The sequence below is a fragment of the Microbacterium sp. genome (assembly GCF_032084865.1).
Taxonomy (GTDB): domain Bacteria; phylum Actinomycetota; class Actinomycetes; order Actinomycetales; family Microbacteriaceae; genus Microbacterium.
In genome coordinates, this window is record NZ_DAMDLU010000002.1 from 1 (window position 1) to 17,155 (window position 17,155).

Below are 17,155 nucleotides of genomic sequence, written 5' to 3' on the forward strand. Positions count from 1 at the left end.
CGCGGCCACGCTTCTCGACCTGCCGCGCGCGATCGTCGGCGGGGGAGTCGCGCACGCCTGGGAGCTGCTGCGTCCCGGAATCGACGAGGCGCTGCGTACCGACGCACCCGTCTCGGGCATCCCGCTGCACATCCTGCCCGCCCGCCTCGGCGGCGACGCGGTGGCGCTGGGCGCCATCGAGACCGCGCGCAGCCTGGCGCTGGCTGCGGCATCCTGACCACCTCTCGTCCGAAGGAGCGACAGTGACCGACCGACCCGAAGCCAGTGAGATCTGGATGGGCCCTCTGCCGGCCCTCGCCGAGGGCGGCCTCGCGGCGCCGCGCATCGGCATCGCCGGAATCTCCATCGAATCCAGCACCTTCTCGCCGCACGTCTCGGGCGACGAGGCGTTCACGATCCGCACCGGTGAAGAGCTGATCGGCTACTACCCCTTCCTCGATGAGGGACGCGAGCTCCGCGAGGCGGCGACATGGGTGCCGCTTTATCACGGCCGCTCGCTGCCCGGCGGCGCGGTCGACCCCGAGACGTACCGCCGCATGAAGCAGGCCATCCTCGCCGCGATCCGCGCCGAGGGTCCCTTCGACGGGTTCTTCTTCGACATCCACGGCGCGATGAGCGTGATCGGGATGCAGGATGCCGAGGGTGATCTCGCCACGGCGGTGCGCGAGGCCCTGGGGCCCGACACGCTGATCTCGACGTCGATGGACCTGCACGGCAACGTGTCGGAGGTGCTGCGCGACGAGGTCGATCTGCTCACCTGCTACCGGATGGCGCCGCACGAGGACTGGCTGAACACCAAGGAACGGGCGGTGTGGAACCTGCTCGCGCGGCTACGCGGTGAGCAGGGGACCGATCCGGTGCGCCGGCGTCCTCTCAAAGCCTGGGTTCCCGTGCCGGTGCTGCTGCCGGGCGAGAAGACCTCGACTCGCCTCGAGCCGGCGCTGAGCATCTACGCCGAGCTGCCCGGGATCGAGGCGATGGACGGGGTGATCGACGCATCGGTGTGGATCGGTTACGCGTGGGCCGACGAGCCCCGCTGCCAGGCGTATGTCGTCGTGATGGGCGACGACGAGCAGCTCATCGCGCGCGAGGCGGAGCGCGTCGCGCGCCTGTTCTGGGATGCCAGGGAGGATTTCGTCTTCGTGGCACCCACGGCGTCGCTCGATGGTGCGCTCAAGCAGGCGCTCGCCCCTGACGCCGCCCGGCCGTACGTCATCTCCGACTCGGGTGACAACCCGACCGCCGGCGGCGCCGGGGACGTCACCTGGACGCTGGGTGAGCTGCTGGCGCGCCCGGAGCTGACCGACGGTTCGCGCACCACGCTGGTCGCGTCGATCTTCGACGCCGACGCCGTCAGCGCCGCCGTCGCCGCGGGCGTCGGCGCGACGGTGACCCTCACGGTCGGAGCGCGGGTCGACGACGGTCCACGCGGTCCGCTGCAGATCAGCGGCGATGTGTTCTCGCTCACCGACGGCGACCCGGATGCCGGCACGCAGGCGGTCATCCGGGTGGGCGGGCTGCACGCCATCATCACCGAGCGCCGCAAGCCCTTCCACCATCTCGAGGACTTCCGCATGCTCGGCCTGGATCCCGAGGGTGCCGACATCGTGGTGGTGAAGATCGGCTATCTCGAGCCCGAGCTCTACCGTCTGGCCGCGGATTGGACGCTGGCCCTCACCCCTGGCGGGGTCGATCAGGACCTGCTGCGCCTGGGCCACCACCGCCTGCAGCCCGGCGTGTTCCCGTTCGACACCGCGGGAACGCCGCCCCTGACAGCACACGTGAGCCGACGCGAGGAGAGCACAGCATGCTGAATTTCGAGACCCGCACCGGCCCGGACTTCGGTGCCGACTCGCCGGCATACCCCGACACCGGCGTGCCCGAGTGGTACCGCGACGCCAAGCTGGGCTTCTTCGTGCACTGGGGCCTGTACTCGGTCCCGGCCTGGGCCGTGCAGCACGGCGAGGGCGTCAACATCCGCACCGAGGACGCCTACGCCTGGCATCAGTACGCCGAGTGGTACGGCAACACCGTGCGCATCGCGGGCAGCCCGACCTGGGAGCGCCACCAGCAGCTGTACGGCACGGGAACCTCGTACGAGGACCTCGCCGACCTGTGGGATGCTTCCGCCTTCGACGCCGACGCCTTCGTCGGCGAGCTCGTCGGCGCGGGTGCGAGATACGTCATCCCCACGACCAAGCACCACGAAGGCTTCTGCCTCTGGAACACCAGCACGACCGGGTTCAACTCGGTGCGACGCGGCCCCCGGCGCGACCTGATCGGCGAGTTCCATGACGCCACCCGCCGCGCCGGCGCGAAGTTCGGCGTGTACTATTCCGGCGCGCTGGACTGGCACGTCAGCGACTTCCCGCCGATCGAGTCGGACACCGACCTCTTCCGGTACCGCCGCAACGACGTGCACTTCGCTCGCTACTCCGCCGCTCAGCTCGATGAACTGGTGCAGCGGTTCTCACCCGACGTGCTGTGGAACGACATCGAGTGGCCGGACGGGGGCAAGGGCACAGACGACTACGCGGTTGCCGCCCTGCTGCGTCGGTATTTCGACGCCGTCCCGGACGGGGTGGTCAACGACCGGTGGGGTGTGCCGTATCACGGGTTCCTCACTCGCGAGTACTCTCACATCCCCGGCATCCTCGACACGCCGTGGGAGTCCACGCGCGGGCTCGGGTACTCCTTCGGCTTCAATCAGGCCGAGGACGAGCGGCACTCGCTCTCGGGCGCCGAGCTGATCCGGATGCTGGTCGACGTCGTGTCGAAGAACGGCAACCTCCTCATCAACGTCGGGCCCGCCGCCGATGGGTCGATCCCCGAACTGCAGCGCGAGTCGATGCGCGCGATGGGGGCATGGCTGCAGCAGAACGGCGACGCGATCTACGGCACCCGGCCCTGGGTGCGCTTCGGCGAGCCCCTCGCGCCGGTGCGATACACGTCTTCCGCAGCCGGCGTGCACGTGCACGCGATGGATCCGTCGGTCGGCGAGCTGGTGCTTCCTGTCGAACTCAGCGGCCGTGAGGGCCGCTGGGTCGACGGTTCGCTCGCGGAGGCGCATTCGCGCGCGGACGGACTGTCGGTCCTCACCATCCCCGAGGGCCTGCGCGGAGCGCCGGTCGCTGTGGCGACGATCGCATGAGCGGGCGCCTGAGCACCGCTGTCGCGCTGGAGATCGCGGTGCAGGATGCGTCCGGGGCCCGCGTGGCGCTCAGCGCCGGCGCCGACCGGGTGGAACTGTGCCAGGCGCTGGCCGGGACGGGCGGGCTGACGCCGTCAGCCGGCACGATCGACGCCGTGCTCGAAGCAGCAGGGCGCTCAGATCGCGTGGCTGTTCTCGTCCGCCCGAGGCCGGGCGGCTTCGTCTACGACGCCGACGAGATCGCCCTCGTGTCCGCTGACATCCGCGATGCGGTGCGCCGCGGCGCGGGCGCAGTGGTCGTGGGCGCGCTGACCGAGAGCGGAACCGTCGACGAGGAGGCCATGCGACGCTGGGCGGACGCTGCTGAGGGCGTAGATGTGGTGTTCCACCGTGCGATCGACACACTTGCCGACCCGGCGGCGATCATGGAACGACTGACAGAGCTCGGCGTGCACCGGGTGCTGACCAGTGGGGGAGCCGAACGCAGCATCGACGGCATACCGGCCATAGTCGACATGGCGCGCCGGGCGGTCGGCCGGATCCAGGTGATGGCGGGCGGCGGCGTGCGTCCAGACGACATAGCCGCGCTCGTACGAGCCGGCGCGGATGCTGTGCATCTGTCGGCGCGCACGGCCGCGGTAGACTCCTCGCCGGCAGGGCCGGGCGGTGGCTCCTCGGGGTTCGAGATCACGGACGGCAGGATCGTGGCATCCGCTCGCTCGGCGCTGGACGCGGCGCTGAAGCGCGTCTGAGCCAGCGCGTCAGCGTTCGGTGGGTTGCACCGGCGCATCGTCGATGATGATCGGCGGTGTGTCGTCCTGGGCCCACACCGGCGCGGGCAGCGTCACCGTTTCGCCGTCGCGGATCCGGCGCAGGGCGCCGGCGATCCCGTCGGCATTGGACGGCACAGGCAGCGCGCAGGTGCGCAGCTCGGAGGCGAACTCGAGCGTCAGCCGGGTCTTCCCGGCCTCCACTGCGTCGGCTGTCGTGCCGTACCTGATCTCGCTCCCGGTCTGGATGTCGGGGACCTGATCGCACACGTGGTACACCTTGCCGCCGTCGACCCACGTCACCTCGTCCTTGCCGAGCAGCTGGATGACCGCCGACTGGTCGGCGGTGTACTGCTCGACGGAGGGCGGGTTCGTGTCGACTCCGACGATCGTCGCGATGACGGCGAGGACGATGCCGACGGCGCCGGCGATGGTCTTCTGCCGCCCGTCCATGTCCTTGTTCAGGAAGATCATGATGATCAGGGGCAGGAAGGCCACCACGGCGATGATGGCTCCGAGCTGGTTCTGCACGAAGAAGCGCACGGTGTCGGTTCTCTTCGCCGGATCCAGACGGTTCGCCTTCTTCCACAGGATCGAGCCCCCGATCGCGAGAGCGGCGATGACGACGAGCAGCACGAGCAGAGTGATGAACGCCCACTGCGGGAAGACCGACTCTCCGCCACCTGCGACGAGCAGCCCGCTCTCCGGATCGCGCTGGAGCTCACCGTCGCCACCGGTCGTCTCGCGCTGGCGCAGCAGCCAGAAGATCGCGACGGCCTCTGCGGCGATGGCGGCCGCCCAGAGCACGGCGGCGATCACGCGCAGCATCGTCGACTTGCGCTTGGCGTCGGCCGTCGGCCGCCACGTGTGCTCGGCAGCATCGCTCCCATCGCGGGGTGCGGCGACTCGCCCGCTGTCGTCTGTCACGATCGTCCTCCCGGATGCGGTGTGAGCATGAGCCTAGTGGGCGGTGCGGATCGGCGTGGGTACGCTGGAGGGATGAATCCCGACCCCGAGGATGACGCTCTCAGCTGGGAGGGTGACGACGCGCTCGAGGCGCGCCGCCCGGAACCGCGCCGCGCACCGACCCCCGATGTCGCGCGCGGTCGTCCCACGGATCGGCGACCTGCAGATCGTGCCGCCGGAGGTGACACCGAGGTCGCATCCGCGACCGTCGACTCCCGCCGTGACGCCGACCCCGGCCACGACGCGGACGTCGATGACGAGCCGCACGGGATCGGCACCGCGACGCTCGTGCTGCTCGGCATCTTCGGCGGGGTGTACCTGCTCTACACGATCGGCTGGGCGATCGGCGGAGTCGGGATGCAGGCGAAGGCGATGTTCATGCTGCCGGCCCCGCTGTACCTCGCGAGCATGTGGATCGCCGTGCTCGCTCCCGCCCTGTGGTTCACGGCCACGCTCATGATGACCCGCGGGGGCAGGGACTGGGTGCGCATCAGCGCGCTGGTGGTCGGCGCCGCCCTGCTCGTGCCGTGGCCGTTCGTCGTCGCCGGGGGAGGGGGTTTGCTGTGAGTGAGAACATTACGGCCGCCGCGCCGACGGCATCCCGTCTCGTCAGTCTGGTGCGCGGGTTCACCACCGGCATCCTGGGACTCGCCTACGCATTCGTCATCTGGAATGCCACCTTCTATCTGATCGAGATGGCGCAGGCGGGCATCAGCGGGTACGGCTGGACCCTGCTGGTGATGCCGGTGATCGTTCCGATGATCGTGTTCACGGTCGCGCTGCTGCTCACCCGTCGTCGCCCACTCGGCGTGTTCATCGTCGTGATGCTCGCGGGGCTCGGCCTCAGCGCGGTGTTCTGGCTCGACACCCTGAGCTTCGCGCTGCGCAACGGCGCATCGCTGCTCAGCTGACCCCCGGCATCCTGCTCGCCGTCTCGGGCCGTCACACGGTCGGGCGCTCCGCCCACGCTGAGGTAAAGTGTGTCGCGATCGCGCCCCGACGGCGTGCGGCGCATCGGCTGACCATCGCTCGTCCTGCCCCGAAGGATATCTGTGCCGAACAACACCGCCACCAAGCCCGTCGTCCTGCTCGCAGAGGTGCTCTCGCCCGCGACGATCGAGGCACTCGGGCCCGACTTCGACGTGCGCGAGGTCGATGGAACCGATCGTGAGGCGCTGTTCGCGGCTCTCGCCGACGCCGACGCCGTGCTGGTGCGCTCCGCCACGCGCATCGATGCCGAGGCGCTCGCTCACGCGCCGAAGCTGAAGGTCGTCGCCCGGGCCGGTGTCGGGCTCGACAATGTCGACATCAAGGCCGCCACCGCCGCGGGCGTGATGGTCGTGAACGCCCCGACCTCGAACATCGTCTCGGCCGCAGAGCTCACGGTCGGGCACATCCTGAGTCTCGCCCGTCGCATCCCCGCCGCGCACGCCTCGCTTTCGAGCGGTGCGTGGAAGCGCAGCTCGTTCACCGGTGCCGAACTGTTCGAGAAGACGGTCGGCATCATCGGCCTCGGTCGTATCGGCGCGCTCGTCGCGGCGCGTCTGAACGCCTTCGACATGCGCGTGATCGCCTACGACCCCTACGTCACCGGTGCCCGCGCCCAGCAGCTGGGCGTGCAGCTGGTCACGCTCGACGAGCTCGTCGCCGAGTCGGACTTCGTCACCATCCACATGCCGAAGACGCCTGAGACGACCGGCATGATCGCTGCCGAGCAGTTCGCGGCCATGAAGCCGACCGCCTTCGTCGTCAACGTCGCCCGCGGTGGCCTGATCGACGAGGGCGACCTGCATGAGGCCCTCGTCGCCGGCGAGATCGCCGGCGCCGGCCTCGACGTGTTCACCTCCGAGCCCCCGGCCGAGGGCAGCACCGCCCAGGCGCTGCTCGGTCTGCCCAACGTCGTCGTCACCCCGCACCTCGGGGCCAGCACTGATGAGGCGCAGGAGAAGGCCGGCGTCTCGGTCGCCCGCTCGGTGCGACTCGCGCTCGGCGGCGACCTCGTGCCCGACGCGGTCAACGTCGCCGGCGGCGTCATCGACCCGTACGTGCGTCCGGGCATCCCGCTGGTCGAGAAGCTCGGTCAGATCTTCTCGGCACTCGCCCAGGCGCCGATCACCAGCCTCGACGTCGAGGTGCACGGTGAACTCAACAACTACGACGTCAGCGTGCTGCGCCTCGCCGCGCTCAAGGGCGTCTTCACCAACATCGTCAGCGAGACGGTGTCGTATGTGAACGCGCCTCTGCTCGCCGAGCAGCGCGGCATCGCCGTGCGCCTGCTGCAGGACGAGATCAGCGAGGAGTACCGCAACGTCATCACGCTGCGCGGGGCCCTCTCCGACGGCTCGCAGCTGGCCGTGTCGGGCACCCTCACCGGCCCGAAGCAGATCGAGAAGCTCGTGTCGATCAACGAGCACGCGATCGAGCTGCCCATCGAGAAGCACCACGTCGTGATGCTGTACACCGACCGCCCCGGCATCGTCGCGGTCTACGGCCAGAAGTTCGGCGACGCCGGCATCAACATCGCCGGCATGCAGATCGCGCGTCAGGCCGCGGGCGCGCAGGCGCTCAGCGTTCTGACGCTGGACTCGCCCGTCTCGGATGACCTTCTCGAGGATGTCAGCGCGGCGATCGACGCCGACCTGTTCCGCCAGATCGAGATCGCCGAGGTCTGATCCGCTCGCTGTGCCGACGCGGGGTCCGGGTCATTCCGGGGCCCGCGTCGTCGCCTCCAGCACCAGGGAGATCAGCCGATCGAGGGCGGGGCCGGTCGGCACGAACTCGCTCAGCGCGTTCTGCTCGTCGCCGGATTCGGCCAGGGAGTTGTTGAAGTAGAGCCCATCGCTGAGCAGCATGACCAGATCGAGCGCGGTCTCGTCGAATACGTGCGGTCGGATGGCGTCGGCCCAGCGCATCCGCACGTCGCGCAGCGCCCGGGATGCCGCAGTGGAGCCACCCTGCGCGAGCCGGCTCGTCGCGATCAGAGCGCGGTCGAGGTCGTCGTCCTCCATGACCGACGTGCGCACGTAATAGGCGATGACGCCGTCTTCGGCGGCGGACATCCGCTCGAGGTCGTCGTCGGTCAGCGCCGCCAGGCGGGCGACGAGTCCGGCGGCGAGGTCGTCCTTCGACGCGAAGTGGTAGAGCAGCCCGCCCTTCGACACCCCCGCTTCGCGGGCGACCGCCTCGAGGGTCGCGGCACGCTCGCCCTCGGCGATGAGGATGCTCTGATAGGCGTCGAGCACGCGTTCGCGAGCAAGCGGGGGACGTGACATCGGGTACTCCAGACGATCGGGCTTCTGTGTTACTGTACCAGCCGGACGGTTTAGAAATGCGACCGATCCATACACAGAAGAGGTGCCACCCATGTCCGTCACAGCCCCGATCCGGCTGACCCACGAAGACGGCCCGCGCGTCGGCGCGCGGGGGTGGGCGGCCCTGGCCGTGCTGATGCTGCCCGTGCTGCTGGTCTCGGTCGACAACACGGTGCTCAGCTTCGCCCTGCCCGAGATCTCGCTCGCCCTGCGCCCGACGGGCGCCGAGCAGCTCTGGGTGATCGACGCGTACTCCCTCGTGCTCGCGGGCCTGCTCGTCACCATGGGCGTCATGGGCGACCGGTTCGGCCGACGCCGGATGCTGTTCATCGGCGCCACCGGCTTCGCGGTCGTCTCCGTGCTGGCGGCCTTCGCGCCGACGGCGGGGCTGCTCATCGCGGCACGCGCGGCGCTCGGCTTCTTCGGCGCCATGCTGATGCCGTCGACGCTGTCGCTGCTGCGCTCGATCTTCCCGAATCGCGACCAGCGCAGGCTCGCGATCGCGATCTGGGCCTCGGGATTCTCGGCGGGATCGGCGCTGGGACCCGTCGTCGGGGGATTCCTGCTCGAGCACTTCGCCTGGGGCTCGGTGTTCCTCATCGCCGTCCCCATGCTCATCCCGCTGCTCATCGGCGGCTTCTGGCTGCTGCCCGAGAGCCGCGACCCGAACCCGGGACGCATCGATCCGATCGGCATCCTGCTGTCGATGGCGGCCATGATCCCCGTCGTCTACGCCATCAAGTCGTTCGCCGTCGACGGGCCGACGATCGGCGCCGCGGCCCTCGTGCTCATCGGCCTCGTGATGGGCTGGCTGTTCGTGCGTCGCCAGCTGCGTGCAGAGACGCCGATGCTCGACATGAGTCTGTTCCGGCGCGGCGGCTTCAGCGGTGCGATCCTCGTGAACCTGCTCAGCGTGATCGCGCTCGTGGGATTCCTCTACTTCGTCCCTCAGCAGCTGCAGCTCGTGCTCGGGCTGTCGCCGATGGTCGCCGGCCTCGCGCTGGTGCCCGGCATGGCCGCCATGATCGTCGCAGGGCTCAGCGTGGTGCCGATCTCGCGTCGCGTGCCGCCGCACATCGTGGTTCCCGCCGGCCTGCTGCTGTCGGTCGGCGGATACGTCATCGTCGCGTTCACCGCGCAGTGGAACAGCGTCGCCTGGCTGATCGTGGCGTTCGTCGTGCTCGGGATCGGAATAGGCGCCGCGGAGACCATCTCGAACGAGCTGATCCTCGCGCACGCTCCAGCAGAGAAGGCAGGTGCGGCCAGCGCTGTCTCCGAGACCGCGTACGAGCTCGGGGCGGTGCTCGGCACCGCCGTGCTGGGCGGCATCATCACCGCCTTCTACCGGGGCGCGCTCACGATCCCCGACGGCGTGCCCGAGGCAGCCGCCGCCCAGGCCCGCGAGACCCTCGCCGGGGCGTACGCGGCCGCGCAGGATCTGCCGACCACGCAGGCGGATGCCCTGTGGCGAGCCGCGGCGCATGCGTTCGACTCCGGCATCGTGACGACCTCTCTCATCGGGGCTCTGCTCGTGGCATCCGCCATCGCCGTCGCCGCGACCACCCTTCGTCCAGCGCGCTGACATCCGGCGTGGCGGCCGCGCGGGCGCCGCTACGCTGGAGGCAGTGTCCGCGGCGACCCGCGCCGCGGACGAGCCGTGCTCCCAAGGAGACTCATGTCGCGCGTCGTGAAGCTGGCCGTCATCCCGGGTGATGGCATCGGACGAGAGGTCATCGCCGAGGCGGAGCGCGTGCTCGACGCGGTCACAGCCGGCGGCGAGGTGACGTTCGAGAAGACGCCGTTCTCGCTCGGCGCAGACCGGTATCTCGCGACCGGCGACACTCTCACCGACGAGGATCTGGAAGCCATCCGCTCGCACGATGCGATCCTGCTCGGCGCCGTCGGAGGCACGCCGGGCGATGAGCGCCTGAAGGATGCCAACATCGAGCGCGGCCTGCTGCTGAAGCTGCGCTTCGAGCTCGACCACTACGTGAACCTGCGCCCCTCGAAGCTGTTCCCCGGAGCATCCGGCCCGCTGGCGAACCCCGGGGACATCGACTTCGTCGTCGTGCGGGAGGGCACCGAAGGACCCTATGTCGGCAACGGCGGCGCGATCCGCAAGGGCACGCCGCACGAGGTCGCGAACGAGACGAGCGTCAACACGGCGTTCGGCGTCGAGCGCGTCGTCCGCTACGCATTCGACCTCGCCGAGCGGCGACGCAAGAAGCTCACCCTCGTGCACAAGACCAACGTGCTGGTGCACGCGGGTGCGATCTGGAAGCGGATCGTCGATCAGGTGGCGTCCGAGCACCCCGACGTCACCGTCGACTACCTGCATGTCGACGCGGCCACCATCTTCCTCGTGACCGACCCGGCACGATTCGACGTGATCGTCACCGACAACCTCTTCGGCGACATCCTCACCGACCTCGCCGGTGCCGTCACCGGCGGCATCGGACTCGCCGCCTCGGGCAACATCAACCCCGACGGCGCGTTCCCCTCGATGTTCGAGCCCGTGCACGGCTCGGCGCCCGACATCGCCGGACAGCAGAAGGCCGACCCGACCGCGGCGATCCTGTCGGTCGCCCTGCTGCTCGACCACCTCGGCCTGCGCGACGAATCCGCGCGGGTGCAGCAGGCGGTCGAAGCCGACATCGCCAGCCGCGACCGCGCCCGCACCACCGCCGAGACGGGCGACGCGATCGTCGCCCGTCTGCAGGCGTAATCTGAGAGCACGCGCGCATCGCCGCCGCATCCCGACAGAGGACAGACATGACCGACACCGCCACCACGGCCAGCTCCGACACCGCTGAGCTCACGTTCGCCGTGACGAAGAACCTCGCAGCCAAGAGCCCCGCGCAGCGCGAGGAGATCCTGCAGAACCCCGGCTTCGGCACGAACTTCACCGACCACATGGTCGACATCTGCTGGTCGGAGAAGGGCGGCTGGCACCGTCCGCGCGTGCAGCCGTACGGCCCGATCTCGCTCGACCCGGCAGCGGCCGTGCTGCATTACGGGCAGGAGATCTTCGAGGGCATCAAGGCGTACCGGCACGCCGACGGCTCGGTGTACACGTTCCGGCCCGACCGCAACGCCGAACGGCTGCGCCGCAGCGCCCGTCGGCTCGCGCTGCCCGAACTGCCCACCGAGTACTTCGTGCAGTCCATCCGCGAGCTCATCGCCGTCGACGGCGCCTGGGTGCCGTCCGGCGCCGACCAGAGCCTGTATCTGCGTCCGTTCATGTTCGCCAAGGAGGCGTTCCTCGGTGTGCGCCCCGCCAAGAAGGTGGCGTACTACCTGATCGCCTCACCCGCCGGCGCCTACTTCACCGGCGGCGTGAAGCCGGTGCGCATCTGGCTGTCGAAGACGTACGCCCGCGCGGGCAGGGGTGGCACGGGGGCTGCCAAGACCGGCGGCAACTACGCTTCCAGCCTGCTGCCTCAGGCAGAGGCCGCGGCGCAGGGGTGCGACCAGGTCGTCTTCCTCGATCAGGACGGCAACGTCGAAGAGCTCGGCGGCATGAACGTCGTCTTCGTCTACAAGGACGGCCGTGTCGTGACCCCGCAGTCCGAGAGCATCCTCGAGGGCATCACGCGCGACTCGCTGCTGCAGCTCGCCGAAGACCGCGGGCTCACGGTCGAGCGTCGTGCCGTCTCGCTCGACGAGTGGCGTCAGGGCGTGGCATCCGGAGACATCGTCGAGGTGTTCGCCTGCGGCACGGCCGCCGTCGTCACCCCGATCGGCGCCCTGGTCGCGGACGACTTCGAAGACGAGCAGCCTCTCGGCGAGCTGGCCCTGTCGCTGCGCGAGGAGCTGACCGACATCCAGTACGGCCGCCGCGACGACAAGCACGGCTGGCTGGTGCGGGTCGACTGAGGCTGCCTCGCTGACGACGATTCGCAGAAGAATCTTTCAGTGAATCGTCGAAAACCGTCCACCTCGTTCGTCGTTCGGGTAGGAAAGCAGAACAAGCTGACCTGACGATGATGAGAGGACCACGCTGCGATGACCGTCCACCGACGCCCCGTGGCCGTTGCGGTGGTCATCGCGCGTACGCACCGAGAGGAATGGACACGGGTCGTGGCCGGACTCGCTCGTCGATTCGGTGACCTGGACATCGCAGAGGACATGGCGGCGGAAGCCTTTGCCACGGCTGCCGAGCGGTGGCCTACCGATGGCATCCCGCCGAAGCCGGGCGCGTGGATCGCCACCACGGCAACTCGGAAGGCGATCGACCGGCTTCGTCGAGAGGCGCGTCGGCAGGAGAAGCACGCGCAGGCCGCCCTGCTGGAAGACACATCCGCGCCCTGTCCGAGTCTGATCGATGACGATCGGCTGAGGCTGCTGTTCATCTGCTGTCATCCGGTGTTGTCCCATGAAGCGCAGGTCGCCCTCACTCTGCGAGCTGTGGGTGGGCTCACCGTCGCCGAGATCGCGCATGCCTTCCGCGTGCGCGAGACCACCATGGGGCAGCGCATCAGCCGCGCGAAAGCGAAGATCAAAGCCGCGCGCGTGCCGTTCCGATCGCCGGATGCATCCGAGGTTCGCGCCAGGGTCGACGGAGTCCTCGCGGTGCTGTACCTGATTTTCAACGAGGGGTACCTCACATCGCAGGACGGGATGCGGCCGCTCCGTCGCGACCTCACCGCCGAGGCGATCCGCCTCACCCGTCTCACTCGCGAACTCGTTCCCCAGAACGGCGAGGCGGAAGGGCTTCTGAGCATGATGCTGTTGACCGAGGCCAGGGCGAATGCCAGGCTGTCGGGCGATGGCGGGCTCGTTCGCCTGGCCACCCAGAACCGCGACGCGTGGGACCGTGCCCTGATCGATGAGGGCCTCCAGATCGTCCGTGCGGCCCTCAGGGATCACGAGCGCAGCGGCACCGATCCAGGCAGGTACCTGCTCAGCGCCGCCATCAATGCAGTGCACATCCGGGCGCCGCATGCCGCAGCCACCGACTGGGTCGAGATCGTGTCGCTTTACAGCAGGCTGGAACGCATCGACTCCAGCCCGATCGTCCAGCTCAACAAGACCATCGCCATCGCCGAAGCCGATTCGCCCGTGGCCGCGCTTCAGCTCCTCGATCGGCTCGAAGGCGAGCTGGCCGATCACCATGCCTTCCACGTCACCAAGGGGGAGCTGCTGTTCGCAACGCGGCGCCTCGCAGAGGCGCTGACGGAGATCGACCGTGCAATGGAACTGACGACCAACGCAGCAGAGCTGACTCACTTGAGAAGAAGACGTCGGCAGATGGCATCTTTCTCGCAGAACGACACCGAAGGAGACACCCATGAACAAGTACCTCATCCTCCACATGACCGATTCGACAGGCAGCCGCCTGCCCAGCGCCGACGATGAACGACTGCTGGGACAGTGGGCTGAAGAGGGCGACGGTGCCGCACGACTGCACGACGGCGGTCCTGTCGCAGCTGCCGAGGAGGCCAAGTCGGTGGCGATCCGCGATGGGCGCGTCATGATGACAGACGGCCCCTTCCCGGAATTCAAGGAATGGTTTGCAGGCTACGACGTCATCTCAGCCGACACGATCGACGAGGCAGCGGCGTTCATGGCCAAGCATCCGACCGCAGTCAATGGTCGCATCTACGTCTTGCCCATGGTCAAGCTGCCGTGGGATCAGAATTGAAACGCCGGCCGCCTACCACCACAGCAGACGATGGAGCAGACCTATGCCGCAGTACGTCGTTCTGATCTATTCCGACGACTCCGTGCACGCGCCTGATGCCACGAAGGAGCAGCTCATGGAGTGCGACGAGCACTTCGAGTCGCTGGTCTCCACCGGACGCATGCGACTCGCCTATGCTCTGACCCCTCGGAGCCACGCTCGATCACTGCGAGGCGACGGCGTCATCGAAGGGCCCTACCGTCCCGAAGGGCACGTTGTCGCCGGGTTCTACGTCCTCGAGGCAGCTGATATCGACGAGGCCGTACGTCTCGCCGGCAAGGACCCGTCGCTGCTCTCGGGAGGCGGCGTCGAAGTGCGCCTCGTCCACAGCGGCGGTGTCGTCGCTCAGCCGTGACCGACGTGCCGGAGACCGGCTCGCGCGTTGGATGGAATGCAAGACGCAGCCACCGACGGCCGAGCGCGATGGATAGGCTGACGGGGTGAAGATCGCGCGTTTCAGTCACAACGACGGCATCCGGTACGGCATCCTCGACGACGACGAGATCGTCGTGCTCGAAGGAGACCCGATGTTCGCCGGCTACCAGCCGACGGGGGATCGTGTGCGCGTGGCCGACGTCGCGCTGCTCGCCCCGGTGATCCCGCGCTCGAAGGTCGTGTGCGTCGGTCGCAACTACCACGACCACGCCGCCGAGTTCGGCAACGTCGCCCCCGAGGAGCCGCTGCTCTTCCTCAAGCCCAACACCGCCGTCGTCGGCCCCGGCGACAGCATCGTGCGCCCGACGATCTCGGAGCGCACCGAGTTCGAGGGTGAGCTCGTCGCGGTGATCGGTCGCATCGCCAAGAACGTCAGCGCCGAGAACGCTCTCGACTACGTCTTCGGCTACACGATCGGCAACGACGTGACCGCGCGCGACCTGCAGCGCAAGGACGGCCAGTGGACCCGCGGCAAGGGCTTCGACACCTTCTGCCCGCTGGGGCCCACCATCGAGACCGAGTTCGATACGGCCACCGCGCGGCTCGAGACCCGCGTGAACGGAGAGACCCGCCAGCAGGCTCCGCTGACCGACATGATCCACTCGGTCGCCGACATCATCGCGTACGCTTCTGCCGCGTTCACCCTGCTGCCCGGCGATGTGATCATGACCGGCACCCCCGCGGGAGTCGGCGAGATCGTCGCCGGCGACATCGTCGAGATCGAGATCAGCGGGATCGGCGTGCTGCGCAATCCCGTGCGCGACGCCGCGCCAGCCGCGTGAGCGCGGTGAGCACTCCGCCGCTCGAAGACCTTCGCGCCGTGCAGCGCCGCACGGTCGGCGTGCTCGCGGCCGGGCAGGTGCTCGGCGGCATCGCGTTCGGCGCGACCGTCTCGCTCGGGGCTCTTCTCGCCGCCGACCTCTCGGGCGATGACGCGCTCTCGGGTCTGGCGACCGCCTCTGTCACCCTCGGGGCCGCCGCTTTCGCGATACCGCTGGCTCGCTTCGCCGCGCGTCGCGGACGCCGGATGTCGCTGACCGCGGGCAACCTGCTCGCCCTCATCGGCATCGGCATCGTGATCACCTCGGCCGCGCTGCGCGTGTTCCCGCTGCTGCTGGTCGGCATCATCATGATCGGCATGGGCAATGCCGGCAATCTGCAGTCGCGCTTCGCCGCCACCGACCTCGCCGATCCCGCACACCGCGGCCGCGATCTGTCGATCGTCGTCTGGTCGACCACGGTCGGCGGGGTGACGGGGCCGCTGCTGCTGCCGATCGGCGAAGAGGTCGGCGCGCTGATCGGGATGCCGCCGCTCACCGGTTCGTACCTCTTCTCGCTCGTCGCGCAGGCGGCTGCGCTCGTGCTGTACGTGATCGCGCTGCGGCCCGATCCGCTGCTGACCGCCCTGCGCCTGGCCGGGTCGTCGGCCAAGGGCGCGGTTCTCGGCGCGGACATCGACCGTCCGGTCGTCGCGCGCTACGCGATCTTCGCCGTGTCGGGTTCGCATGCCGTGATGGCATCCGTTATGGCGATGACGCCCATTCACCTGAAGCACATGGCGCACAGCAGCGGGCACGGCGCGGTTCAGGAGGTCACGCTGCTGGTCGGCGTCACGATCGCGCTGCACGTGGCCGGCATGTACGGTCTGTCGCCGCTGTTCGGGATCCTCGCCGACCGGTGGGGCCGCATCCAGGTGGTGCTGCTCGGGCAGGGGGTGCTCACCGCCTCTCTGCTCACCGCCATTCTCGCCGGAGAGCATCCGGCGGGCGTGATGGTCGCACTGATCCTGCTCGGCCTCGGCTGGAGCGCGGCGACGGTCGCCGGGGCAGCGCTGCTCACCGAATCGTCGACCGTGCTCATGCGCCCGCGCCGACAGGGCGTCAGCGACTCGCTGATGAGCCTCACCGCGGCGGTCGGCGCCGCCGGTGCGGGCATCGTGCTCACGCAGTTCGGCTACGGCGGCCTCGCCACGGTCGCGCTCGCGCTGGTCATCGCCATCACGGCGCTGTCGCCCTTCGGGCGCATCCGCGAGACGGCATGAGACCGGAGCAAACAGCATGAGCTGGACGGGCACCGGCGAGGCGTTCGCCGCCTCCTACGCCGCGCTGTGCGCCGGCACCGGCGATCGGCTGCGTCAGATCGCCGGCCCCGGCCACGGCGGTACGCTGCTCGACGTCGGCGCGGGAGACGGAACCCTCGCCGCGGCGTGGACGGATGCCGGCTGGCGAGTCACCGCTGCCGAACCAGAGTCCAGCATGCGTGAGGCGGCCCGAGCCAGGCATCCGGAGCTGCGGCTCGTCGACGACGGGCTGCCGCGCCTCACGTTCGCCGACCGGGAGTTCGACGTCGTGACGGCGAATTTCGTCCTCAACCACGTGGCCGATCCGCGGGCCGCCGCTGCCGAGCTGCGCCGGGTCGCGCGCGAACTCGTGATCGCCACGACCTGGTCGGCATCGCCGACAGTGCTGTGGGCCGACGTGATCACTCATGCGGGGCTGGATCCGGCATCCGGAACACGCCTTCCCGCCGACAAGGACTTCGAGCGCTCCGCCGACGGACTCGTGCGCATGCTGACCGACGCCGGATGGCAGCCCGAGGTCAGCGAGCTCACCTGGACCTGGCACGCCGAACCCGACGCGCTCTGGCGAGCCGTCGACGGGGGAGTGGCCGGGGCCGGCGGGTACTACGCGACGCTGGCCGCTGCCGATCGCACCCGCTTCCGTGCCGCCTTCGAAGAGCTCGTCGACGAGCGGAGCGAGGGTGGCCGGATGCCGATGACGCAGACCGCAGCGATCGCCGTCGAGCGCCTCGGCTGACCGCTCTCGAGGGGGCCGGGACC

General features: G+C 69.3%; 17 protein-coding genes and 1 pseudogene. 16 read left to right on the forward strand and 2 right to left on the reverse strand.

The window, feature by feature from the left end; all coding sequences use genetic code 11:
* From RT309_RS00365 to RT309_RS00380, 4 genes and pseudogenes are all read left to right on the forward strand, one after another.
* A pseudogene (locus RT309_RS00365) lies at positions 1 to 217 on the forward strand (ROK family protein); the annotation flags it as partial.
* Between the two features lie 58 nt (positions 218 to 275).
* A complete protein-coding gene (locus RT309_RS00370; RefSeq protein ID WP_313354391.1) occupies positions 276 to 1,814 on the forward strand; it encodes a M81 family metallopeptidase in 1,539 nt (512 codons plus the stop codon).
* Positions 1,808 to 3,151, forward strand: coding sequence for an alpha-L-fucosidase (locus RT309_RS00375; RefSeq protein WP_313354282.1), 1,344 nt, complete (start codon positions 1,808 to 1,810; stop codon positions 3,149 to 3,151). The genes RT309_RS00370 and RT309_RS00375 overlap by 7 nt, the downstream gene beginning before the upstream one ends.
* Positions 3,148 to 3,903 (forward strand): copper homeostasis protein CutC, encoded by a 756-nt coding sequence (locus RT309_RS00380; RefSeq protein WP_313354284.1) that lies wholly within the window; start codon positions 3,148 to 3,150, stop codon positions 3,901 to 3,903. The genes RT309_RS00375 and RT309_RS00380 overlap by 4 nt, the downstream gene beginning before the upstream one ends.
* 9 nt (positions 3,904 to 3,912) lie before the next feature.
* On the opposite strand, the gene RT309_RS00385 is transcribed toward RT309_RS00380, so the two are convergent.
* Positions 3,913 to 4,848 carry a hypothetical protein gene (locus RT309_RS00385; RefSeq protein WP_313354286.1) on the reverse strand — a complete coding sequence of 312 codons (936 nt, stop codon included), beginning with the start codon at positions 4,846 to 4,848 and terminating at the stop codon, positions 3,913 to 3,915.
* A gap of 72 nt (positions 4,849 to 4,920) precedes the next feature.
* Between RT309_RS00385 and RT309_RS00390 the strand changes: the two genes are divergently transcribed.
* The 3 genes from RT309_RS00390 to serA all read left to right on the forward strand — a co-directional run bounded on the left by RT309_RS00390 (position 4,921) and on the right by serA (position 7,559).
* Positions 4,921 to 5,454, forward strand: coding sequence for a hypothetical protein (locus RT309_RS00390; RefSeq protein WP_313354288.1), 534 nt, complete (start codon positions 4,921 to 4,923; stop codon positions 5,452 to 5,454).
* The gene (locus tag RT309_RS00395; protein ID WP_313354290.1) at positions 5,451 to 5,798 is read left to right on the forward strand and encodes a hypothetical protein; all 348 of its coding nucleotides are present in this window, start codon (positions 5,451 to 5,453) and stop codon (positions 5,796 to 5,798) included. The genes RT309_RS00390 and RT309_RS00395 overlap by 4 nt, the downstream gene beginning before the upstream one ends.
* A gap of 141 nt (positions 5,799 to 5,939) precedes the next feature.
* On the forward strand, positions 5,940 to 7,559 hold the full coding sequence (gene serA, locus RT309_RS00400) for a phosphoglycerate dehydrogenase (protein ID WP_313354292.1): 1,620 nt from the start codon (positions 5,940 to 5,942) through the stop codon (positions 7,557 to 7,559).
* A gap of 30 nt (positions 7,560 to 7,589) precedes the next feature.
* Here serA and RT309_RS00405 read toward each other — a convergent pair whose 3' ends face one another.
* A complete protein-coding gene (locus RT309_RS00405; RefSeq protein WP_313354294.1) occupies positions 7,590 to 8,159 on the reverse strand; it encodes a helix-turn-helix domain-containing protein in 570 nt (189 codons plus the stop codon).
* 91 nt (positions 8,160 to 8,250) lie between these two features.
* Between RT309_RS00405 and RT309_RS00410 the strand changes: the two genes are divergently transcribed.
* The 9 genes from RT309_RS00410 (at position 8,251) to RT309_RS00450 (ending at position 17,132) form a co-directional block, all read left to right on the forward strand.
* Positions 8,251 to 9,780 carry an MFS transporter gene (locus RT309_RS00410; protein ID WP_313354296.1) on the forward strand — a complete coding sequence of 510 codons (1,530 nt, stop codon included), beginning with the start codon at positions 8,251 to 8,253 and terminating at the stop codon, positions 9,778 to 9,780.
* Between the two features lie 93 nt (positions 9,781 to 9,873).
* Entirely contained in the window at positions 9,874 to 10,923 is a 1,050-nt protein-coding gene (locus RT309_RS00415) for a 3-isopropylmalate dehydrogenase (RefSeq protein WP_313354298.1), read from the forward strand.
* A gap of 47 nt (positions 10,924 to 10,970) precedes the next feature.
* A complete protein-coding gene (locus RT309_RS00420; protein ID WP_313354300.1) occupies positions 10,971 to 12,074 on the forward strand; it encodes a branched-chain amino acid aminotransferase in 1,104 nt (367 codons plus the stop codon).
* A gap of 129 nt (positions 12,075 to 12,203) precedes the next feature.
* Positions 12,204 to 13,556, forward strand: coding sequence for a DUF6596 domain-containing protein (locus RT309_RS00425; RefSeq protein ID WP_313354302.1), 1,353 nt, complete (start codon positions 12,204 to 12,206; stop codon positions 13,554 to 13,556).
* Entirely contained in the window at positions 13,489 to 13,842 is a 354-nt protein-coding gene (locus RT309_RS00430) for a YciI family protein (protein ID WP_313354304.1), read from the forward strand. Before RT309_RS00425 ends, RT309_RS00430 begins: the two co-directional genes overlap by 68 nt.
* A gap of 43 nt (positions 13,843 to 13,885) precedes the next feature.
* A complete protein-coding gene (locus tag RT309_RS00435; RefSeq protein WP_313354306.1) occupies positions 13,886 to 14,236 on the forward strand; it encodes a YciI family protein in 351 nt (116 codons plus the stop codon).
* Positions 14,237 to 14,321: 85 nt separating this feature from the next.
* Positions 14,322 to 15,098, forward strand: a complete 777-nt coding sequence (locus RT309_RS00440) for a fumarylacetoacetate hydrolase family protein (protein WP_313354308.1) — start codon at positions 14,322 to 14,324, stop codon at positions 15,096 to 15,098.
* Between the two features lie 5 nt (positions 15,099 to 15,103).
* The gene (locus RT309_RS00445; protein ID WP_313354310.1) at positions 15,104 to 16,357 is read left to right on the forward strand and encodes an MFS transporter; all 1,254 of its coding nucleotides are present in this window, start codon (positions 15,104 to 15,106) and stop codon (positions 16,355 to 16,357) included.
* 16 nt (positions 16,358 to 16,373) lie between these two features.
* Complete coding sequence (locus RT309_RS00450; RefSeq protein WP_313354312.1) at positions 16,374 to 17,132, forward strand: class I SAM-dependent methyltransferase; 759 nt, start codon at positions 16,374 to 16,376, stop codon at positions 17,130 to 17,132.
* The last annotated feature ends 23 nt before the right edge of the window (positions 17,133 to 17,155 follow it).